The following is a 20,489-nucleotide window of genomic DNA, read 5'->3' as shown; positions in this document are numbered from 1 at the left end:
GAGACAAGCGATGGCTTCTGAACATACCGCCAAGGCATTCGACAGCGACCTGCAGGAGTTGACCCGCCTGGTCGCCGAGATGGGCGGCCTCGTCGAGCGGATGATTACCGAGTCGGTCGATGCGCTGATCCGTCGCGACGTCGCGCTCGGCAAGCGCGTGGTCGCCGCCGACATCGAGATCGACAATCTGCAGCGCGTCATCGAAGAGCGCGCGGTACTGACGATCGCCCGCCGCCAGCCGATGGCGATCGACTTGCGCGAGATCGTCAGCGCAATGCGCGTCGCTACCGACCTCGAGCGGATCGGCGACCTCGCCAAGAACATGGGCAAGCGCGTCGCGGCGCTGGAGAGCGATTTCCAGCCGCTGAAGCTGATCCGCGGCCTCGAGCACATGACCGACCTCGTGCTGTCGCAGGTCAAGTCGGTGCTCGACGCCTATGCCGCGCACGATCTGCCGGCGGCGATGAACGTCTGGAAGGGCGACGAGGAAGTCGATGCGATCTGCACCTCGCTGTTCCGCGAACTCCTCACCTACATGATGGAGGATCCGCGCAACATCTCGTTCTGCATCCATCTGATGTTCTGCGCCAAGAACATCGAGCGGATCGGCGATCACGCGACCAACATCGCCGAGACCGTGTTCTACATGATCGAGGGCCAGCAGATCACCGACAAGCGCCCGAAGGGCGACATGACTACTTTTGCCACCACGGTGCCGGGCACCACCTAGGGGCATGATCCGTGCAAGTCGCTTGCGCGGGGGGCTTTGCTGAAGGAAGTAGGCGTTTCGGTTTGCGTCAGGGCAACGGATCTCCACAGAGAAAGAACTTAGACCGATGAGCGCACGCATTCTGGTAGTCGAAGACGAGGAAGCGCTGACGACTTTGTTGCGCTACAACCTCGATGCCGAAGGCTACGATGTCGAAACCGTGGGGCGCGGCGACGATGCTGATACCCGCCTGAAGGAGCGCGTTCCCGACCTCGTGGTGCTCGATTGGATGCTGCCGGGCCTGTCCGGCATCGAGCTGTGCCGCCGCCTGCGGGCACGGCCCGAGACCAAGCAGCTTCCGATCATCATGCTGACCGCGCGCGGTGAGGAGAGCGAGCGCGTGCGCGGGCTTGCCACCGGCGCCGACGATTACATCGTCAAACCGTTCTCGGTGCCGGAGCTGCTGGCGCGGGTGAAGGGCCTGCTGCGCCGCGCGAGCCCCGAACGGCTTGCGACCGTGCTGACCTATGGCGACATCGAGCTCGACCGCGAGAAGCGCCGCGTGGCGCGCTCGGGCCGCCCGATCGATCTCGGGCCGACCGAGTATCGCCTGCTCGAATTCTTCCTCGAGCATCCCGGCCGCGTGTTCAGCCGCGAGCAGCTGCTCGACAGCGTCTGGGGCCGCGACATCTACATCGATGAGCGCACCGTCGACGTGCATATCGGCCGCCTGCGCAAGCTGCTCAATCCGGGCCGCGAGCAGGATCCGATCCGCACCGTGCGTGGCGCCGGCTACGCGCTCGACGACCGGTTTGCGAAGGCCGAGCCGCAGCCGTAACGGCTGCGGGCCTTTTTACCCGTTGTCATAGCAAAGCAATCCATAGCGCCGCGAGCGGTGGCGTGAATTGGTTTGTTATCGCGTGAGGTGAGCACACTGTCTGGCTCCCTCCCCCCTTGCGGGGGAGGGAGCCCGACATGCGTGCTCACCTTACGTCGTATGTTCGCTTCTCCCCGGGCTGCGATCCGACCTTCTTGTGACGTCACACACTCACAAAAAAATCCCCGCTTGCGCGGGGATTTGTTTTTGCAGTCCAGGCTAGTTTTCCCGAGTGCTACTTGATCTGCGGCTTCGCCGACGGCCGGCGGCGATCGGCGGCGGGCTGGTAGGCGACGCGCGAGTGATGCGCGCAATAGGGTAGGCCGGCGAGCGCCTTGCCGCCGCAGAAGAAGAATTCCGGGCTCGAGGGATCGCCGACCGGCCAGTGGCAGGTGGCCTCGTTGAGCTCGAGCAGCGATAGCCGCTGGCTCATCGGCACGACGTTGTCGTACGAGATCGGATCGGGCTCCATCTCGACCTCGAAGGCGTGCGCGAGCGCGGTGTTGCCGCGCGAGACCGGGCGCGCCACCCGCATCATGTGCTGGGCGGGACGCGCCTTGCGCTGCCGCGGCGCAGCCGTGGAGGGAGCCTTGGCGCGGCCGGATAGGCCGAGCCGGTGTACTTTGCCGATCACGGCGTTTCGCGTCACATTGCCAAGTTCCGCTGCGATCTGGCTGGCCGAAAGGCCAGACTCCCAGAGCTTCTTCAGCTGCTCGACGCGATCGTCGGACCAGGTCAATACCGTCATCGCATTCTTCCTTTCGCATGGCGCCGGCCAGTCATTGGAGCGGCGCTGCGAGCCAAATCTGGACAAATATCCCTGCGGCCAGAATCCCTTAGCCCTCGCCGGGCGCGGTGTTGCGCCCGAACGTTTACGCGAGACACGAAGGCTACTTAGAGGGTCCAGTACTGCCGCACGAGATGTCGTACCCGACAGGCCAAACGCTACAATATGGCGTGACTCTGGCGCAAGAGTCCGCGGCCGTGCGTCCACATGTTCCCACACAGTTAAGCATTGCAATGAGGCTTTTCCACCGCACCGGAATGCTCCGGATTGCGCTCGCTGCGCATTGCAGAAAGGCCGGCAAAAGGGCGGCTCCTGGCGATTGACACGGTGCCGCCGCAGCATAGAATGTTGCCCACGTGCCGCCCGCAAAGGCGGCCGTTTTGTTTTCCGAAGCTGGCCGTTGCTGCGCTGGCGTCAATGCGCGCGGCAATTGTCGGCCTCAAACCGGCAGTGAACGCCATGACCAACGTCGCCTCGTCGCATCTGCTCCCCGTCTTCGCCAGGGTCGATCTCGGCTTCGAGCACGGTGAGGGCGCCTGGCTGATCGCAACCAACGGCGACCGCTATCTGGACTTCACCTCGGGCGTCGCGGTGAACGCGCTCGGGCATGCGCATCCGCATCTGGTCAAGGCGCTGCAGGAACAGGCGACCAAGCTCTGGCACATGTCGAACCTGTTCAAGAGCCCGGACGGCGAGGTGCTCGCGGCGCGGCTCTGCGAGCAGAGCTTTGCCGACTTCGTGTTCTTCTGCAATTCCGGCGCGGAAGCGATGGAGGGCGTGATCAAGCTGGTGCGCCATCATCACTTCTCCAAGGGCCATGGCGAACGCTACCGCATCATCACCTTCGAAGGCGCCTTCCACGGCCGCACGCTCGGCACGCTGGCTGCGACCGGCTCGGCGAAATATCTCGAAGGCTTCGGCCCGCCGATGGACGGTTTCGACCAGGTGCCGCATGGCGACATCGAGGCGGTGAAGAAGGCGATCGGCCCGCACACCGCCGGCATCCTGATCGAGCCGGTGCAGGGCGAGGGCGGCGTGCGCGGCGCGCCGCAGGCCTTCTTCAAGGCGCTGCGCGCGCTGTGCGACGAGCATGGCCTGCTGCTCGCATTCGACGAGGTGCAGACCGGCATGGGCCGCACCGGCGACCTGTTCGCCTACAAGCGCACCGGCGTCACCCCGGACGTGATGTCGCTGGCGAAGGCGCTCGGCGGCGGCTTCCCGATCGGCGCGGTGCTGGCGACCGCGCAGGCCGCGGCCGGCATGGCGCCGGGTTCGCACGGCTCGACCTTCGGCGGCAATCCGCTCGCGGTCGCCGCCGCCAATGCCGTGCTCGACGTCATGCTGAAGCCCGGCTTCTTCGACCACGTGCAGAAGATGTCGCTGCTGCTCAAGCAGAAGCTCGCTTCCGTCGTCGACCGCTATCCCGGCGTGCTGTCGGAGGTGCGCGGCGAGGGGCTGTTGATCGGCGTCAAGGCCGTGGTGCCGTCGGGCGATCTGATCGCCGCGCTGCGCAACGAAAAGCTGCTCACCGTCGGCGCCGGCGACAATGTGGTCCGGTTCCTCGCGCCTTTGATCGTGACCGAGGCCGAGATCGACCAGTCGATCGGCTCGCTCGAGCGCGCCTGCGCGACATTGTCGGCGGCGCAGCCGAGGAAGGCCGGATAATGAGCAAGCCGGTGCGTCACTTCCTCGACATCAACGAGCTGCCGCTCGGCGAGCTGCGCAACATGCTTTCCGCCGGAGCCGCCATGAAGGCGAAGCTCAAGGCGCATGAGAAGGGCAGGAAGCCGCTCGAGGGCAAGACGCTGGCGATGATCTTCGAGCGCCCATCGACCCGAACTCGCGTGTCGTTCGACGTCGGCATGCGCCAGCTCGGCGGTGAATCCATCATGCTGACCGGCGCCGAGATGCAGCTCGGCCGCGGCGAGACCATCGCCGACACCGCGCGCGTGCTGTCGCGCTATGTCGATGCGATCATGATCCGCATCCTCAACCATGACGCGCTGCTCGAGCTCGCGGCCCACGCCACCGTTCCCGTCATCAACGGCCTGACCCGGCGCTCGCATCCCTGCCAGGTGATGGCCGACCTGATGACCTATGAGGAAAATCGCGGCTCGATCGAGGGCAAGACCGTGGCCTGGACCGGCGACGACAACAACGTGCTGGCCTCCTGGGCGCATGCCGCCGAGCGGTTCAAGTTCCAGCTCAATGTCGCGACCCCGCCGGAGCTGTCGCCGAAGAAGCCGATGCGCGACTGGATCAAGGCGACCGGCGCGCCGATCATGCTCGGCACCGATCCGGAGGCCGCGGTGCGCGGCGCCGACTGCGTCGTCACCGACACCTGGGTGTCGATGGGCGACAAGGAGGGCGAGCACCGCCACAACGTGCTGCGGCCCTATCAGGTCAATGCCAAGCTGATGTCGCTCGCCAAGCCGGACGCGCTGTTCATGCACTGCCTGCCCGCGCATCGCGGCGAGGAGGTCACCGACGAGGTGATCGACGGGCCGCAATCCGTGGTGTTCGACGAGGCGGAAAACCGCCTGCACGCGCAGAAGGGCATTCTGGCCTGGTGTTTCGACGCGGTCGCGTAGGGCCACATCTGCGGTTGTCGTCCCTGCTCCCGTGCGCAATTGCGCACTAGGCAGGGACGACGTCGATCCTCGGTATGCTGAACCCCTTTATTTCACGGTCCGAGACCCCAGATAGAGCGCCATGGTTTCACAATCCCCCGACATCAAAATCACCACCGAGGCGCCAATTCGCGCGCCGTCAGCGGTTCCTGTCGACGATGCCGTGCTGGCCTTCGAGGTCGGCGCGCTGGACCTGCGCGGCCGGCTGACCCGGCTCGGCCCCGCACTCGACGAGATCCTGCACAAGCACGATTATCCGCCTGCGGTCGGCAAGCTGCTCGGCGAGGCCATCGTGCTGACGACGCTGCTCGGCTCAACGGTCAAGTTCGAGGGCCGCTTCATCCTGCAGACCAGGACCGAAGGTCCGGTCTCGCTGTTGATCGTCGATTTCCAGGCGCCGGACCGGCTGCGCGCCTATGCACGCTACGACGCGGCGCAGCTCAAGCCGGGCCAGACCTCGGGCGAACTGCTCGGCAAGGGCCACCTTGCGATGACGATCGATCAGGGCTCCAACACCAGCCGCTACCAGGGGCTGGTCGCGCTCGACGGCGGCGGCCTGGAAGAGGCGGCTCACGAATATTTCCTGCGCTCGGAGCAGATCCCGACGCGGGTGCGGCTTGCGGTTGGCGAGGAGATGCGCGGCGGCGAGGGCGGCAAGCTGCACTGGCGCGCCGGCGGCATCCTGCTGCAATTCCTGCCCAAGGCGCCCGAGCGCGCCAAGCAGGCGGATCTGCATCCCGGCGATGCGCCGGAGGGCACGGTCACGCACTCGGTGCCTGACGATGACGCCTGGGTCGAGGGGCAGTCGCTGATCTCGACCGTCGAGGATGTCGAGCTGATTGATCCCGATCTCTCCGGCGAGCGGCTGCTGTACCGCCTGTTCCACGAACGCGGCGTGCGCGTCTTCAATCCGCAACCGCTGCGCGCGCAGTGCTCCTGCTCGCGCGATGCGGTGTCGTCGATGCTGAAGAGCTTTGCGCCGAACGATCGCGCCGAGATGGTCAAGGACGGCAAGGTCGTCGTGACCTGCGAGTTCTGCTCGTCGGTCTACGAGTTCACGCCGCAGGAAGCGGGCGTGGAGTAAGGCAGGCTTCCCGCCACACAACGCTCGTCATCACCCGCGAAAGCGGTGGATCCAGTATTCCAGAGACGCCGGTACTTGAATCGAGAGGCCGCTGCGTACTGGATCGTCCGGTCAAGCCGGGCGATGACAGGTGTAGGTGGGGGCAGATCCCTCCACGCGCCGGAGTCTGTCATCGGGCTCGCCGAAGGCGAGACCCGGTGGCGGGGCATGACACCACCGGCTAATTGAGCACCCGCTTCCCATCCGGGCTCGGACTGTCCAGCGAGAAAGTCGGCACGGCGATGTCGAAGCGCTCGCCGGCTTCGGTGACCATCTGATAGCTGCCGGTCATGAAGCCGGAGGCGGTCGGCAGCGGCACGCCGCTCGTGTATTCGAACCGCTCGCCGGGCGCGAGCACCGGCTGCTCGCCGACCACGCCTTCGCCGCGCACCTCCTGGCGGCGGCCGGTGGCGTCGGTGATGATCCAGTGCCGCGTGCGCAGCTGCACGGTTTCCGGGCCCGAATTGACGATCACGATCTTGTACGACCAGAAATATTCGCGCCGGTCGATGGACGAGCGCTCCGGCATGAAGTTCGGCTCGACGGTGACTTCGATCTGGCGGGTAACGGCGCGATACATACGGCTCAATCCGATGGTCTTGGTGCGTGATCCGCTTTCGACCGGATCACGCGCAAACAGGACGCCATCATAGCCAATTGATCAGCCGGAACCAATCGCCTGGCAGGCGGTGAAAACCCGGCCCCGGAGGCAGTCTGTTCATCGCGCTTTCAACATAGTTCCGCTCTAAAGCGCGGCCGCATGCCGCCGCACTCTGCGCTTTGTCGGCACGGCGCGGACCGATATTATCTCTTCAGCTGGGCATGCGGGGCGTCCGCGGCCGACACGGTGTTTGATGAGCTCGATTGCCGATCCCATAGCCGGTTCGCCGGTGGCTGACACCAAGGCCGAGGCCAAGAGCGAGGCAAAAGCCGCGGCGCCCGCGATCACGCTGCCGATGACCGGCGAGCGCGAGCTCAGGCTCGATCTGTTCCGCGGGCTCGCGCTGTGGCTGATCTTCATCGATCATCTGCCGACCAATCTTCTGACCTGGCTGACGATCCGCAATTACGGCTTCTCCGACGCCACCGAGATCTTCATCTTCATCTCCGGCTACACCGCGGCCTTCGTCTATGGCCGCGCCATGCTGGAGGGCGGCTTCGTGATCGCGACCGCGCGCATCCTGCGCCGGGTCTGGCAGATCTATGTCGCCCACGTCTTCCTGTTCACGATCTTCCTCGCCGAGATCTCCTATGTCGCGACCTCGTTCGAGAACCCGCTCTACAGCGAGGAAATGGGGATCATGGACTTCCTCAAGCAGCCCGACGTCACCATCGTCCAGGCGCTGCTGCTGCGCTTCCGTCCCGTCAACATGGACGTGCTGCCGCTCTATATTGTCTTGATGCTGTTCCTGCCGCTGATCCTGTGGCTGATGAAGTGGAAGCCCGACGTCACGCTCGGCCTGTCGGTCCTGCTCTACGCGCTGACCTGGCAGTTCGACCTTTATCTGTCGGCCTATCCGAACGGCTTCTGGGCGTTCAATCCGTTCGCCTGGCAATTGCTGTTCGTGTTCGGCGCCTGGTGCGCGCTCGGCGGCGCGCGGCGGATGTCGCGGATCCTGTCCTCGAACATCACGATGTGGATCTGCATCGTCTATCTGGTCGCCGCGTTCTTCGTGACGCTGACCTGGTACGTGCCGCAGCTCGGCCACATCATGCCGAAGGTCGTCGAGCAGTGGATGTATCCGATCAACAAGACCGACCTCGACGTGCTGCGGTTCGCGCACTTCCTGGCGCTCGCGGCCCTCACGGTGCGCTTCCTGCCCCGGGATTGGCCGGGCTTGAAATCGCGCTGGCTGCGACCATTGATCCTGTGTGGCCAGCATTCGCTTGAGATATTCTGTCTCGGGGTCTTCCTCGCCTTTGCCGGTCACTTCGTGCTTGCCGAAGTCTCGGGCGGTGCCGCACTGCACGCCTTGATCAGCGTCTGCGGCATCCTCATCATGTGCGGCATGGCGTGGATTATTTCGTGGTACAAGCACTCCGCCGACAAAGGCGCCTCGAAAAAAGGCGCCGTCGGCAACGCCGATCTGGCGGGAGGGGGAGCATGAAGTCCGCGCGGACGATGCTGGGCCTGTTGCTGGCCGCCTGTTTGGCGGCCGCGCCCGCGCGCGCCGGCGACACTCCCGAGCCTGCACCACCGGCACCGCCCTGCGACGTGCCCGCCTATCTGCTGACGAGCGAGAGCTCGCTGCCGAAGGTCACCGACGCCGTGAAGGCCAACCAGCCGCTCAACGTGCTGGTGGTGGGCAGCCGCTCCTCGACCATTCCCGGCAACGAGGCGAGCGCCTATCCGGCCACGATGCAGGCGGCGCTGAAGGAGGCATTTCCGCAGGCTACGATCGATCTATCCGTAGAATTACAGGCAAAAAGCACCGCCGAGGAGACCGCGGGAACCCTTGTTAAGCTTGTTGAAGCAAAAAAGCCTACTTTGGTTATCTGGCAGACCGGGACGGTGGATGCTATGCGAGCGGTCGATCCCGACGACTTCCGTACCGCCATCAACGACGGCGTTGTTGCGCTGCGGGGCACCGGGACCGACGTGGTGCTGGTCAATCTGCAATACAGCCCGCGTACGGAGACGATGATCTCTGCGCCGCCATATCTCGACAATATCAAGGTGGTGGCGCAGCAGCACGACGTTCCGCTGTTCGACCGGTTCGCGATTATGAAGCAGTGGAGCGACGCCGGATATTTTGACCTGTTCAGCACCGCGCATGGTGTCGATCTGGCCAAGAAGGTTCATGCCTGTCTTGGCCGCGCCCTTGCGAAATTCGTGATCGATGCGGCCCATCTGGGCCCGGTGCAGCAGAATTAGAGGAAGCAGAGTTGTGATGCGTTTTGCCTTCCCTTTTCGCCCTCGCGCAGGGCGGAGCCTGTGCGCCGTTGCGGCGCTCTTGCTGCTCGCGCCGCTCGCGGTTGCGCCGTTGTGCGCGCAGACCGGCCAGGCCGACCAGCATGCCGCGCTCTCATCGGGTGCCAAGCCTGAGGCTGCAAAGCCCGATGCGGCGAAGCCCGCCGCGATCGAAGCCGATGCGGCCAATCAGCAGCCGCGACAGGGCGTCGCCGCCAAGGCGCTCGACACGGTGAAGCAGGTCGCGCGCTCGGCGAGCGACATCTTCCACCGCGTGCCCTGCCATCAACCCAAGGGCGCGGCGAACACCACCGGCTCGCTGCCGCATGTCGCGGCCAAGCTCGCCGCCGGCAAGCCTGTTATCATCATCGCGTTCGGCTCGTCCTCGACCCAGGGCTACGGTTCGTCGGCGCCGGAATTCACCTATCCCAACCGCCTCGCCGCGCAGCTGCGCCGGCAGTATCCCTCCGCCGACATCACCGTGCTCAACCGCGGCAAGGGCGGCGAGGACGCGCCCGAGATGATGAAGCGGTTGCAGACCGAAGTGATCGACATGCATCCCGACATGGTGATCTGGCAGGTCGGCACCAACGCGGTGCTGCGCAACCTCGATCCCGTCGAGACCGCCAAGCAGGTCGAGGACGGCGTCGCGCGCATCCAGGCCGACGGCGCCGATCTCGTGCTGGTCGATCCGCAATATTCGCCGCGCGTCACCGAGCGTCCCGAGAGCGCGCGCGGCATGGTGAAGCTGCTCGGCCGCATCGCCGCGCTGCGCCATGTCGGCATCTTCCCGCGCTTCGAGGTGATGCGCGACTGGCACGAGAAACAGGCGATCCCGATCAGCGATTTCGTCACCGCCGACGGCCTGCACATGAACGATTGGGGCTATGCCTGCTTCGCCCAGCTGCTCGGCGACGACATCATCCGCTCGGTCGGCGCGATCAAGATCGGCGTCAACGTGCCTGCGGACGTGCGGACCTACCGGCCGATGTGATCGGGCTGTCTTCTCTCCCGGCTCTTGTTCTATCACCGTCACCCTGAGGTGGCCGCTTCTTCAGCGGCCCTCGAAGGGTCGACGGCCCGACTGGTGGCCGTCGATCCTTCGAGGCTCGCTCCGCTCGCACCTCAGGATGACGGGTCTGATGGCTTCACCGGGCTGAAACATCCCCAGCTTGACCTCGCCGCGGTAATCCGCTCCCTTGGCGCCTCGACCAAGCCTCAAGGGAAACGCTCATGTCTTACGTGCTGGCCATCGATCAGGGCACCACATCGTCGCGCGCCATGGTGTTTCGCAGCGACATCTCGATCGCTGCCGTGGCGCAGCAGGAGTTTCCGCAGCATTTCCCGGCCTCCGGCTGGGTCGAGCACGAGCCGGAGGACATCTGGACCTCGACGGTCATGGTCTGCCGCGAGGCGCTGGAGAAGGCCGGGCTGAAGGCGAAGGACATCGCCGCGATCGGCATCACCAACCAGCGCGAGACCACCGTGGTGTGGGACCGCGCCACCGGCCAGGCCGTGCACCGCGCCATCGTCTGGCAGGACCGCCGCACCGCCGACATCTGCGCCAGGTTGAAAGCGGAAGGCCATGAGCCCGCGATCTCGGCCAAGACCGGCCTGATCATCGACCCTTATTTCTCGGGGACAAAAGTCGCCTGGATCCTCGACCACGTGCCGGGCGCGCGCGAACGCGCCGAGCGCGGCGAGCTGCTGTTCGGCACCGTCGACTGCTACCTGTTGTGGCGGCTCACCGGCGGAAGGGTGCATGCAACGGATGCCACCAACGCCTCGCGCACGCTGCTGTTCAACATCCACACCGGCGCCTGGGACGACGACCTCATCAAGCTCTTGCGCGTGCCGCGCTCGATGCTCCCCGAGGTGAAGGATTCCTCCGCCCGCTTCGGCGAGAGCACTGCTGACCTGTTCGGCGGCCCGATCGCGATCTCGGGGATCGCCGGCGACCAGCAGGCCGCGACCATCGGCCAGGCCTGCTTCGAGCCCGGCATGATGAAGTCGACCTACGGCACCGGCTGCTTTGCCTTGCTCAACACCGGCACCACGCCGGTCGCCTCGAAAAACAAGCTGCTCACGACCATTGCGTATCAGCTCAATGGCGAGCGCACCTACGCGCTGGAAGGTTCGATCTTCGTCGCCGGCTCTGCGGTGCAGTGGCTGCGCGACGGGCTCGGCATCATCAAGCACGCCGCCGAGACGGGGCCGCTTGCCGACAAATCAGACAGCATGCAGAGCGTCTACCTCGTGCCGGCGTTCGTCGGCATGGGCGCGCCGTACTGGAATCCGCGCGTGCGCGGCGCGCTGTTCGGGCTCACCCGCAACACCGGCCCGGCCGAGCTCGCGCATGCGACCTTGGAGAGCGTCTGCTACCAGACCTTCGATCTGTGGGCTGCGATGCGCACCGACTGGCCGGAGGCCAACGCCGCCAACACCGTGCTGCGCGTCGATGGCGGCATGACCGCATCCGACTGGACCATGCAGCGGCTCGCCGACCTGCTCAACGCGCCGGTCGATCGCCCGATGATCCAGGAGACCACCGCGCTCGGCGCCGCTTATCTCGCCGGCCTCGATGCCGGCGTCTATCCGGAGCCCGCGAAGTTCGCCGACAATTGGCGGCTCGAGCACCGCTTCCGGCCGGCGATGAGCGAGGCTACCCGCGAGCGCAAGCTCGCCGGCTGGGCCCGCGCCGTGAAGGGCGTGCTGGCGAGCGACGAGGGGGAGTAGCGCCGGGCAAAAATTCCGGCTCAAGTCTCGTACCAATAATAACAACCATCGGAGAACAACATGAACACGGATCTCAACCGCGTCATCAGACTACTCAATGCTGCGCTCTGCGCAGCAATGCTCGCCGCACCCGCCGCCGCGCGCGAGAAGCCGAGCGCGCTTGTGTCCGCGCGCGAGGTCAAGACCGACGTCGCCGGGCTGAAGGCGCCGGGCCAGATCCTGGTCGACGCCTGGGGCATTCCGCACATCTACGCCGGCAACGAGCACGACCTGTTCTTCCTGCAAGGCTTCAACGCCGCGCGCGACCGGCTCTGGCAGATCGATCTCTGGCGCAAGCGCGGGCTCGGTCTGCTGGCCAAGGATTTCGGCCCGGCCTATGCCGAGCAGGACAAGGCGCTGCGCCTGTTCCTCTATCGCGGCGACATGAATCCCGAATGGGCCGCCTACGGCCCGAAGGCGAAGTCCTATGCCGAAGCCTTCGTCGCCGGGGTCAATGCCTATGTCGCCGACGTCAAGGCGGGCAAGCGTCCGCTGCCGATCGAGTTTCGGATCGCGGGCACGATGCCTGATCTCTGGTCGGCGGAGGATGTCGTGCGCGTCCGAAGCCATGGTCTGACGCGCAACGTCGCCTCCGAGGTGAAACGCTCGCTGGTGGCCTGCGCCGCCGGCCTCGATGCCGATCGCTTCCGCGTCAAGCTGGAGCCGGAATGGACCACGAAGATCCCTGACGGCCTCGATCCCTGCAGTGTGCCGAAGGGCGTGCTCGCCGCCTACGACCTCGCCACCCGCCCGGTCAAGTTCGCCGCCCCAAAGGACCAGAAGGCCGCGCTGGCGCATGATCCCGACACCTACCTCGCCGAAGCCGATCAGCAGCGCGACACCATCGGCTCCAACAATTGGGTGATCGCGGCATCACGCACCGCGACGGGGCGTCCGATCCTCGCCAACGATCCGCATCGCGAGCACTCGGTGCCGTCGCTGCGCTACATCGTCGGGCTCAATGCGCCGGGCATCTCCGTGATCGGCGCCGGTGAGCCGGCGCTGCCGGGCATCTCGATCGGCCACAACGACACCATCGCGTTCGGCCTCACCATCTTCAACGTCGACCAGGAAGACCTCTACGTCTACGAGCTCAACCCGGACAATCCGAACCAGTACCGTTACGGCACGGGCTGGGAGGACATGCGCATCGTGCATGAAAAGGAAGCGGTGAAGGGCGAAGCCGACCGCGACCTCGAGCTGAAGTTCACCCGCCACGGCCCGGTGATCTTCGTCGATGCCGACAAGAAGCATGCCTTCGCCGTGCGCTCGATCTGGTTCGAGCCGGGCACCTCGGCTTATTTCGGCTCGTCCGACTACATGACCGCGAAGAGTTGGAACGGCTTCCTCGGTGCGATGCGGCGCTGGGGCGCGCCGTCGGAGAACCAGGTCTATGCCGACACGTCAGGCAATATCGGCTGGGTCGCCGCCGGCAAGACGCCGCGCCGCACCAGCTTCGATGGCCTGATGCCGGTGCCCGGCGACGGCCGCTACGAGTGGCAGGGTTTTCTGTCGCTCGACGAATTGCCGAAACTCTATCAGCCGAAGCAGGGCTTCATCGCCACCGCCAACCAGATGAACCTGCCGGCGGATTATCCGGTGAGCGAACGCAGGGTCGGTTTCGAATGGGCCGACAGCGCGCGCTGGCAGCGCATCACCGAGGTGCTGCAAGCCAACAGCAAGGTGACGCTGGCCGATGCGATGGCGCTGCAGAACGATGACACCGGCATGCTGGCGCGCCGTCTCGTCGCGCTCTTGAAGCCGCTCACGTCCGACGATGCCAACGTCAAGAAGGGCCTCGATCTCCTCAAGGCGTGGGACGCTCGCGACACCGAGGACAGCGCTGCGGCTGCGGTCTACGAGGTGTGGATCGCAAACCACCTCGGTCCGGTGCTGCTCAAGACCACGGCGCCGAAGGCGGCCGAACTGATCGCGCCGGAGGCTTCCAGCATCTCCGCCATTGTGGCCTATCTCGAAAAGCCCGATGCGGCGCTCGGCAGCGATCCTTCGGCCGGGCGCGACCGCGTGCTGCGCGACAGCCTCGGCGCGGCCGTCGCCGACGTCACCGACAAGCTCGGGAGCGATGCGTCGACCTGGCGCTGGGGCCGGCTGCATGTCGCGCAGTTCAATCACGCGCTGATGCCGCTCGCCGACAAGGCCACGGCAACGCAGATGCAGGTCGGCCCGCTCGCTTACGGCGGCGCCGCCAACGTGCCGCGCGCCGCCACCTACCGCCGCTCCGACTATCATCTGACCTCCGGCGCCTCGTTCCGCATGGTGCTCGATGTCGGCAATTGGGATGCCAGCCGCACCATCAACACGCCCGGCCAATCCGGCGATCCCTTCAGCGGCCACTACCGCGACCTCGCGCCGCTCTGGGCGACAGGGCAGTATGTGCCGCTGCTCTACAGCCGCCCGGCCGTGGAAGCGGCGACGGCGGAGGCGATCTCGCTGACGCCGCGGTGAGGGCGAGTACGCCTCAGCGGCCGCGCCACGAACTCATTGTCGTCCCGGCGAAGGCCGGGACCCATAACCACAGGGTCGCGTTGTGGCGCGATGCTGTAGCCCCAGCTTGCGCCATCCTCACGTCCTGTGGCTATGGGTCCCTGCTTTCGCAGGGACGACAGGGAGTGTGCGGCACCGCAGCGCGTTACTTCTCCTGCTTCTCCTGCACCTCAAGCATCGCCCGCAACGTATCGTCGCTGAGCTTGCCGTTCGGCGACGGCACGCGCCGCTCGACCGTCTCGACCGGCCGCGCATGCTGCGGAACTGCCTGTGCGTTGCGCACGGGCGCTCCATCCTCGACGTCCACGGCCTCATCAGCCGCGCCCGCACCATAGGCATAACCAACGCTGCGCCGGCGCCGCGCGGGCTTCGGCTTTGGTGGCGGCGGCGTGTAAATGATCGGCGGCAGCGTGTGATGGCGCGACACGGTCGTTGCTCCGGTGGCCTCTGCACATGGAGCCGCTGATTCGCCAAAACACCCACTGACAAATCGGTAACATTGTTACGCGGCGTTGCATTGCATCTGCCGCGACATCCGAATATCTCCGGCCGACACGCAGAAACAAAGGTTGCGCGATGCTGCTCCCCGACGGTTACTCCGACATCCCCCAAGGCAAGGTCGCCGCCGTCGTCACACATCTGGAAATGACCGCGCGCCCGCCGTTGCGCGACGATCCGCCCGGTGCGTGGCGGCTGCGCAAGGTCGATCCGCCCGCGCTCGATTGGTATCGCGATCTCTACCGCCGCGTCGGCGAGGACTGGCTGTGGTTCACCCGCACCGGGCTCGATGACGCCGATCTCGCTTCTCGGATTCACGCGCCCGGCGTTGAGCTCTACGGGCTTGCCGTCGATGGCCATGATGAAGGCCTGCTCGAACTCGATTTCAGCGTAGTCGGCGAATGCCAGCTGCTCTATTTCGGCGTCACCGGAAGATTCATCGGCACCGGCGCCGCGCGCTTCCTGATGAACCGCGCGCTCGAGATCGCCTGGTCGCGCGATATCGGCCGTTTCTGGGTGCACACCTGCACCTTCGATCATCCCTCTGCCGTCGCGTTCTACCAGCGCTCCGGCTTCCGCCCGTTCCTGCGCCAGATCGAGGTGGCGGATGATCCGAGGCTCGACGGCAAACTGCCGCGCGATGCGGCAAGGCACGTGCCGATGATTGAGTAGCCGCTGCCACAGACGCCGCCGTCGTCCCGGGCAAGCGTCAGCGCGACCGGGGACCCATAACCACCGAAGTGAGTTGGTTCACTGTGCTGGGGCCTCAGCCTTTGCCATGACGGAAGCCGGTGGTCATGCGTCCCTGCTCCGGAGCGCAATCGCGCACAAGGCAGCGACGACACTGAATATTTGGCTTGCTGGTCATGCTTCACCGGAATGACTCGGCATATTGCAATGCGGCGCAGTCCATCTACGATGGTGCAAAGTGCAACCTCTGACCTCGGCTTGGCCGGCACACCTCGAAAGCACCGCTTTCGAGGGCCGTGGCCTGCCGCGGCATCACGTTCGAGATGACTGATGTTTTTGATCGGCCAATACGACTCGCCCTTTGTTCGCCGTACCGCGATCGCGCTGCGGCTTTATGGATTGCCGTTCGAGCACAAGCCGTGGTCGACCTTCGGCGATGCGGAGAAGGTCGCGGCTTATAATCCGGTGCAGCGGGTGCCGACGCTGGTGCTCGATGACGGCGAGGCGCTGATCGAGAGCGGCGCGATCCTGGATTATCTCGACGAATTGGTCGGGCCGGAGCGCGCGATGCTGGCGCGTTCGGGCATCGAGCGGCGCCGGCATCTGCGCATCATGGCGCTGGCGACCGGGCTCGCCGACAAAGCGGTGAGCCTTGTCTACGAGCGCGTGCTGCGCAAGGAGCAGCTCAAGCTGTGGGTCGAGCGTTGCGAGGGGCAGATCTCCCGCGTGCTCGCGGTGCTGGAGCAGGAACGGACGGCGGTGCAGTCGCCGTACTGGCTGGCCGATCGTATCGGTCACGCCGACATCGCGGTGGCCTGCGCGCTGCGCTTCACCGGCGAGGCGCATCCGCATCTGTTCGACGCGCGCTATGGGGCGCTCAAGGCCCACGCCGCGCGCTGCGAGGCGCTGCCGCCGTTCCAGGAGATCGTGCAGCCGCTGGCGCCGCCGAAGGGGTAGCGGATGTGAGATCTCGTACGTGAGTTGAGCACGCCTCTCAGGCTCCCTCTCCCACGCAACCGGGGTACACCCCGGTTGCGCATCGTAAATTTGCGCAAGTCGGGCGGGCCCGACTTGCGTCGGGAGAGGGTGGGGAGAGGGGTGGCCCCGGGCGAGATGATCGATGAGTGCATTGTCTTCGCAAGTTCGTTTGTTGGTTGACGAGACGAATACGGAGAGTTCGGGCCGTGTGGCACCCCTCTCCCCAACCCTCCCCCGCAAGGGGGGAGGGAGCCCTTCCGCCGGTGCGTCCTCACGCGCGCGTGCCACTGAGTTGCCCGACGGCGCAAGTCCCCGCGGCAAATATATTTCGCTTTATCAGAAGTGCAACTCAGTGTATGAATTCCCCGTCTCACCCGATCGAGGGTGCGCTTCGCGATCGTCACGAACGCGGTGTGAGATGCGGTGGACGCTGATTGCGCAGTCGACGAATGCGCATGAAGCGGACGGCGAAATCGTGCAGGCCTGACGCCCTAGTGGTAGGTGTCTTTTCACAAAACGCTAACGCGTCTTGTGAAGGCGGTGACAACAAAGCCCAGTCTCGCCGGGGAGAGCACGTATAAGCCGTAACCCATCGCGCAGGGAAAGCCGGATTGCTCCGGTTACACCTGTGGTCCTACCCCCGAGCTTTCTACCCTTTTGCTCGGGGCCCATGGGTGCAATCGGCACCCGGCTTTCCCTGCGCCCTCTGAGTAAGAGAGGGCGGAACGAAATCCAAAAACTCGGACGATTCATGTCGCGAGAACGCGAAGCTGTATCCCCACCAATGCTGTCATCGCCCGGCTCGACCGGGCGATCCAGTACGCCGCGGCCTCTCGGTTCAAGCACTGCTGCCTCTGGAATACTGGATCACCCGGTCAAGCCGGGTGATGACACCGAGCAAGCTGTTATCGAGAACCATCCTCGTCGTCGTCCTGGCGAAAGCCAGGACCCATTACCCCGAATCTCAATTGTTGCGCGACGCTGGGGCCAGTATCTCGTTCATCACCGCATGCGGTGGTTATGGGTCCTGGCTTTCGCCAGGACGACACCGGTGGATGTGGCGCGGATGGAGATCGGTCGCGGGCTACATCCGCTGCTCCGCACCACCCCATGCCACTCCGCGCGACCCCGCAGCGCGCGCGACGGGCTACCCATTGCTGGTCCGATCTTCTATGGTGAACCATCCGGTTCGCATGCGGCGAACTCGATAATTCCACGATATCAAAGGCTTAAGGCTCGGATCGAGGCCTTTGGAGGGCGGTTTGACGCGGTATATTTCGACCAGGGGTGAGGCCCCGGTGCTTGGCTTCTGCGATGTGATGCTGACCGGGCTTGCCCGCGACGGCGGGCTTTACGTGCCCGAGACATGGCCGCAATTGTCGCACGAGACCATCGCCGGCTTGTTCGGCCGTCCCTATTGGGAGGTCGCGGTCGAAATCATCCGCCCGTTCGCCGCCGGCGAGATTTCCGATGCCGAGCTCGGCCGCATGGCGAATGAGGCCTATGCCACCTTCCGCCATCCCGCGGTGGTGCCGCTCGATCAGGCCGGGCCGAACCAGTTCCTGCTCGAGCTGTTCCACGGGCCGACGCTGGCGTTCAAGGACGTCGCGATGCAGCTGATCTCGCGGCTGATGGATCATGTGCTGGCCAAGCGCGCGCAGCGCACCACCATCGTGGTCGCAACGTCAGGTGATACCGGCGGCGCCGCGGTCGAGGCGTTCGCCAATCTCGACAATGTCGACCTCGTGGTGCTGTTTCCGAATGGGCGCATCTCCGAGGTGCAGCGCCGCATGATGACGACGACGGGCGCTGCCAACGTCCATGCGCTCGCGATCGAAGGCACGTTCGACGATTGCCAGGCGCTGGTGAAGGAGATGTTCAACAACCATCGTTTCCGCGACACGGTGGCGTTGTCGGGCGTCAACTCGATCAACTGGGCGCGCATCGTGGCGCAGGTGGTTTACTACTTCACCTCGGCGGTGGCGCTCGGCGCGCCGCAGCGCACGGTGGATTTCACGGTGCCGACCGGCAATTTCGGCGACATCTTCGCCGGCTATGTGGCGAAGCGCATGGGGCTGCCGATCCGCTGGCTGCGCATCGCCGCCAACGTCAACGACATCCTGCCGCGCACGCTGAAGACCGGCAATTACGAGGTGCGCGAGGTGCATGCCACGGCGTCGCCGTCGATGGATATCCAGGTGTCGTCGAATTTCGAGCGGCTGCTGTTCGAGGCGTCCGGCCGCGACGCCGATCAGGTCCGCCGACTGATGGCCTCGCTGAAGCAGTCCGGCCGCTTCGTGCTGCCCGATGCGACGCTGGCCGCGGTGCGCCGCGATTTCGACGCCGGCCGCGCCGACGAGACCGAGACGGCGGCCGCGATCCGCGCCGCCTGGCGCGAGGCGGGCGATCTGGTCGATCCGCACACCGCGGTGGCGCTCGCGGTTGCCGACCGCGACACCTCGGACTCCAGGATCCCGAACATCGTGCTGTCGACCGCGCATGCGGCCAAATTCCCGGACGCGGTCGAGGCCGCCTGCGGGGTGCGTCCGCAGCTGCCGGCCTGGCTCGGAGGGTTGATGACCAAATCCGAACACATGACGGTCATGAAGAATGATTCTGCCGAGGTCGAGCGCTTCGTGCTGTCGGTCAGCCGTGCCGCCAAGCAGGGAGTAGCCTGATGAGCGTTGAGATCACCAAGCTGCCGAGCGGCCTGACCATCGTCACCGACACCATGCCGCATCTGGAGACTGCGGCGCTCGGCGTCTGGGCCGGCGTCGGCGGGCGCGACGAGAAGCCGAACGAGCACGGCATCTCGCATCTGCTCGAACACATGGCGTTCAAGGGCACCGCCCGGCGCTCCTCGCGCGAGATCGTCGAGGAGATCGAGGCGGTCGGCGGCGACCTCAACGCCGGCACCTCGACCGAGACCACGGCCTATTATGCGCGGGTGATGAAGGCCGACGTGCCGCTGGCGCTCGACGTGCTCTCCGACATCCTCGCCAACCCGTCCTTCGTGCCCGACGAGCTCGAGCGCGAGAAGAGCGTCATCGTGCAGGAGATCGGTGCTGCGCAGGATACGCCCGACGACGTCGTGTTCGAGCATCTCAACGAGCTCTGCTATCCGGACCAGCCGATGGGCCGCTCGCTGCTCGGCACCGCCAAGACGCTGAAAGCGTTCAACCGCGACATGCTGCGCGGCTACCTCTCGACGCATTATCGCGCCCCGGACATGGTGGTCGCGGCTGCCGGCGCGGTCGATCACCAGCGCATCGTCGAGGACGTCACGCAGAAGTTTGCGAGCTTCGACGCCACGCCGGCACCGAAGCCGCAGCCGGCGATGTTCGGCAAGGGCGGCTCGAAGGTGGTGCATCGCGATCTCGAGCAGGCGCATCTGACGCTGGCGCTCGAAGGCGTGCCGCAGACCGATTTGTCGCTGTTCTCGCTGCAGGTCTTCACCAACACGCTCGGCGGCGGGATGTCGTCGCGGCTGTTCCAGGAGGTGCGCGAGAAGCGCGGGCTGTGCTACTCGATCTACACCTTCCACGCGCCCTACACCGACACCGGCTTCTTCGGCCTCTATACCGGGACCGATCCGGCCGACGCGCCGGAAATGATGGAAGTCATCGTCGACGTCATCAACGACGCCGTGGAGACCCTGACCGAGGCCGAGGTCGCCCGCGCCAAGGCGCAGATGAAGGCCGGCCTGTTGATGGCGCTGGAAAGCTGTTCATCGCGGGCCGAACAGCTGGCCCGCCATGTGCTAGCCTATGGGCGGCCGCAGACCGTCGAGGAACTGGTGGCGCGGATCGACGCGGTCTCAGTCGAATCGAGCCGCAACGCCGCTCGTGCCCTGCTGGCGCGCAGCCGGCCCGCCGTTGTTGCCCTCGGCAGTGGAAGAGGTCTGGACACGGCGGTGTCTTTTGCGGAAGGATTGACGAAGTCGAAGGCAAAGACGCTGCTGCATTAAAGGGGGCCGCAAGGCTCGGGGCAGGGTGTCACGCCCGAA

Annotated in this window: 18 protein-coding genes; 14 read left to right on the top strand and 4 right to left on the bottom strand. The window is 65.5% G+C overall.

Features of this window, described 5'->3' with window-relative positions; all coding sequences use genetic code 11:
* The first annotated feature begins 10 nt into the window (after positions 1 to 10).
* A complete protein-coding gene (gene phoU / locus BI327_RS27125) occupies positions 11 to 730 on the top strand; it encodes a phosphate signaling complex protein PhoU (protein ID WP_076864361.1) in 720 nt (239 codons plus the stop codon).
* Between the two features lie 106 nt (positions 731 to 836).
* Positions 837 to 1,547 carry a phosphate regulon transcriptional regulator PhoB gene (gene phoB, locus BI327_RS27120; RefSeq protein WP_016844067.1) on the top strand — a complete coding sequence of 237 codons (711 nt, stop codon included), beginning with the start codon at positions 837 to 839 and terminating at the stop codon, positions 1,545 to 1,547.
* A gap of 274 nt (positions 1,548 to 1,821) precedes the next feature.
* Here phoB and BI327_RS27115 read toward each other — a convergent pair whose 3' ends face one another.
* Positions 1,822 to 2,334, bottom strand: a complete 513-nt coding sequence (locus BI327_RS27115) for a GcrA family cell cycle regulator (protein ID WP_018269585.1) — start codon at positions 2,332 to 2,334, stop codon at positions 1,822 to 1,824.
* Positions 2,335 to 2,594: 260 nt separating this feature from the next.
* Positions 2,595 to 2,834 carry a hypothetical protein gene (locus BI327_RS41900; RefSeq protein ID WP_143271701.1) on the bottom strand — a complete coding sequence of 80 codons (240 nt, stop codon included), beginning with the start codon at positions 2,832 to 2,834 and terminating at the stop codon, positions 2,595 to 2,597.
* Here BI327_RS41900 and BI327_RS27110 point away from each other — a divergent pair.
* The 3 genes from BI327_RS27110 (at position 2,833) to BI327_RS27100 (ending at position 6,087) form a co-directional block, all read left to right on the top strand.
* Positions 2,833 to 4,038 (top strand): aspartate aminotransferase family protein, encoded by a 1,206-nt coding sequence (locus tag BI327_RS27110; protein ID WP_076864809.1) that lies wholly within the window; start codon positions 2,833 to 2,835, stop codon positions 4,036 to 4,038. The genes BI327_RS41900 and BI327_RS27110 overlap by 2 nt on opposite strands.
* Complete coding sequence (gene argF / locus BI327_RS27105) at positions 4,038 to 4,964, top strand: ornithine carbamoyltransferase (protein ID WP_028342316.1); 927 nt, start codon at positions 4,038 to 4,040, stop codon at positions 4,962 to 4,964. Before BI327_RS27110 ends, argF begins: the two co-directional genes overlap by 1 nt.
* A 121-nt stretch (positions 4,965 to 5,085) precedes the next feature.
* Complete coding sequence (locus BI327_RS27100) at positions 5,086 to 6,087, top strand: Hsp33 family molecular chaperone (RefSeq protein ID WP_076864360.1); 1,002 nt, start codon at positions 5,086 to 5,088, stop codon at positions 6,085 to 6,087.
* Positions 6,088 to 6,307: 220 nt separating this feature from the next.
* Here the strand turns inward: BI327_RS27100 and apaG are convergent, their stop codons facing one another.
* A complete protein-coding gene (apaG, locus tag BI327_RS27095) occupies positions 6,308 to 6,706 on the bottom strand; it encodes a Co2+/Mg2+ efflux protein ApaG (protein ID WP_076864359.1) in 399 nt (132 codons plus the stop codon).
* 274 nt (positions 6,707 to 6,980) lie between these two features.
* Here apaG and BI327_RS27090 point away from each other — a divergent pair, with 274 nt between their 5' ends.
* From BI327_RS27090 to BI327_RS27070, 5 genes are all read left to right on the top strand, one after another.
* Complete coding sequence (locus tag BI327_RS27090) at positions 6,981 to 8,234, top strand: OpgC domain-containing protein (RefSeq protein ID WP_076864358.1); 1,254 nt, start codon at positions 6,981 to 6,983, stop codon at positions 8,232 to 8,234.
* Positions 8,231 to 9,001: an SGNH/GDSL hydrolase family protein gene (locus tag BI327_RS27085; RefSeq protein WP_076864357.1), complete on the top strand. Its 771-nt coding sequence runs from the start codon at positions 8,231 to 8,233 to the stop codon at positions 8,999 to 9,001. Before BI327_RS27090 ends, BI327_RS27085 begins: the two co-directional genes overlap by 4 nt.
* 16 nt (positions 9,002 to 9,017) lie before the next feature.
* On the top strand, positions 9,018 to 10,031 hold the full coding sequence (locus BI327_RS27080) for an SGNH/GDSL hydrolase family protein (protein ID WP_076864356.1): 1,014 nt from the start codon (positions 9,018 to 9,020) through the stop codon (positions 10,029 to 10,031).
* Positions 10,032 to 10,270: 239 nt separating this feature from the next.
* Positions 10,271 to 11,773 carry a glycerol kinase GlpK gene (glpK, locus tag BI327_RS27075; protein WP_076864355.1) on the top strand — a complete coding sequence of 501 codons (1,503 nt, stop codon included), beginning with the start codon at positions 10,271 to 10,273 and terminating at the stop codon, positions 11,771 to 11,773.
* A gap of 60 nt (positions 11,774 to 11,833) precedes the next feature.
* Positions 11,834 to 14,278, top strand: a complete 2,445-nt coding sequence (locus tag BI327_RS27070; RefSeq protein WP_076864354.1) for a penicillin acylase family protein — start codon at positions 11,834 to 11,836, stop codon at positions 14,276 to 14,278.
* A gap of 184 nt (positions 14,279 to 14,462) precedes the next feature.
* On the opposite strand, the gene BI327_RS27065 is transcribed toward BI327_RS27070, so the two are convergent.
* A complete protein-coding gene (locus BI327_RS27065) occupies positions 14,463 to 14,744 on the bottom strand; it encodes a hypothetical protein (protein ID WP_076864353.1) in 282 nt (93 codons plus the stop codon).
* Positions 14,745 to 14,893: 149 nt separating this feature from the next.
* On the opposite strand from BI327_RS27065, the gene BI327_RS27060 reads away from it, so the two are divergent.
* The 4 genes from BI327_RS27060 to BI327_RS27045 all read left to right on the top strand — a co-directional run bounded on the left by BI327_RS27060 (position 14,894) and on the right by BI327_RS27045 (position 20,450).
* Positions 14,894 to 15,487, top strand: a complete 594-nt coding sequence (locus BI327_RS27060) for a GNAT family N-acetyltransferase (RefSeq protein WP_076864352.1) — start codon at positions 14,894 to 14,896, stop codon at positions 15,485 to 15,487.
* A 348-nt stretch (positions 15,488 to 15,835) separates the two neighbouring features.
* Positions 15,836 to 16,462 carry a glutathione S-transferase family protein gene (locus BI327_RS27055; protein ID WP_076864351.1) on the top strand — a complete coding sequence of 209 codons (627 nt, stop codon included), beginning with the start codon at positions 15,836 to 15,838 and terminating at the stop codon, positions 16,460 to 16,462.
* 1,283 nt (positions 16,463 to 17,745) lie between these two features.
* A complete protein-coding gene (thrC, locus tag BI327_RS27050; RefSeq protein ID WP_076864808.1) occupies positions 17,746 to 19,161 on the top strand; it encodes a threonine synthase in 1,416 nt (471 codons plus the stop codon).
* Positions 19,161 to 20,450, top strand: coding sequence for a M16 family metallopeptidase (locus BI327_RS27045; protein WP_076864350.1), 1,290 nt, complete (start codon positions 19,161 to 19,163; stop codon positions 20,448 to 20,450). The genes thrC and BI327_RS27045 overlap by 1 nt, the downstream gene beginning before the upstream one ends.
* Positions 20,451 to 20,489: the final 39 nt, after the last annotated feature.

Source organism: Bradyrhizobium mercantei (genome assembly GCF_001982635.1).
Taxonomy (GTDB): Bacteria; Pseudomonadota; Alphaproteobacteria; order Rhizobiales; family Xanthobacteraceae; genus Bradyrhizobium; species Bradyrhizobium mercantei.
This window is presented reverse-complemented; position numbering and strand designations above follow the sequence as displayed.

What these genes read in the sequence shown, in the direction of transcription:
- phoU (WP_076864361.1), top strand. Translation starts at nt 11, where the DNA reads ATGGCTTCTGAACATACCGCCAAGGCATTCGACAGCGACCTGCAGGAG.
- apaG (WP_076864359.1), bottom strand. Translation starts at nt 6,706, where the DNA reads ATGTATCGCGCCGTTACCCGCCAGATCGAAGTCACCGTCGAGCCGAAC.
- BI327_RS27100 (WP_076864360.1), top strand. Translation starts at nt 5,086, where the DNA reads ATGGTTTCACAATCCCCCGACATCAAAATCACCACCGAGGCGCCAATT.
- BI327_RS27045 (WP_076864350.1), top strand. Translation starts at nt 19,161, where the DNA reads ATGAGCGTTGAGATCACCAAGCTGCCGAGCGGCCTGACCATCGTCACC.
- BI327_RS27070 (WP_076864354.1), top strand. Translation starts at nt 11,834, where the DNA reads ATGAACACGGATCTCAACCGCGTCATCAGACTACTCAATGCTGCGCTC.
- BI327_RS41900 (WP_143271701.1), bottom strand. Translation starts at nt 2,834, where the DNA reads ATGGCGTTCACTGCCGGTTTGAGGCCGACAATTGCCGCGCGCATTGAC.
- BI327_RS27090 (WP_076864358.1), top strand. Translation starts at nt 6,981, where the DNA reads ATGAGCTCGATTGCCGATCCCATAGCCGGTTCGCCGGTGGCTGACACC.
- BI327_RS27060 (WP_076864352.1), top strand. Translation starts at nt 14,894, where the DNA reads ATGCTGCTCCCCGACGGTTACTCCGACATCCCCCAAGGCAAGGTCGCC.
- glpK (WP_076864355.1), top strand. Translation starts at nt 10,271, where the DNA reads ATGTCTTACGTGCTGGCCATCGATCAGGGCACCACATCGTCGCGCGCC.
- BI327_RS27085 (WP_076864357.1), top strand. Translation starts at nt 8,231, where the DNA reads ATGAAGTCCGCGCGGACGATGCTGGGCCTGTTGCTGGCCGCCTGTTTG.
- BI327_RS27080 (WP_076864356.1), top strand. Translation starts at nt 9,018, where the DNA reads ATGCGTTTTGCCTTCCCTTTTCGCCCTCGCGCAGGGCGGAGCCTGTGC.
- BI327_RS27055 (WP_076864351.1), top strand. Translation starts at nt 15,836, where the DNA reads ATGTTTTTGATCGGCCAATACGACTCGCCCTTTGTTCGCCGTACCGCG.
- argF (WP_028342316.1), top strand. Translation starts at nt 4,038, where the DNA reads ATGAGCAAGCCGGTGCGTCACTTCCTCGACATCAACGAGCTGCCGCTC.
- phoB (WP_016844067.1), top strand. Translation starts at nt 837, where the DNA reads ATGAGCGCACGCATTCTGGTAGTCGAAGACGAGGAAGCGCTGACGACT.
- BI327_RS27110 (WP_076864809.1), top strand. Translation starts at nt 2,833, where the DNA reads ATGACCAACGTCGCCTCGTCGCATCTGCTCCCCGTCTTCGCCAGGGTC.
- BI327_RS27115 (WP_018269585.1), bottom strand. Translation starts at nt 2,334, where the DNA reads ATGACGGTATTGACCTGGTCCGACGATCGCGTCGAGCAGCTGAAGAAG.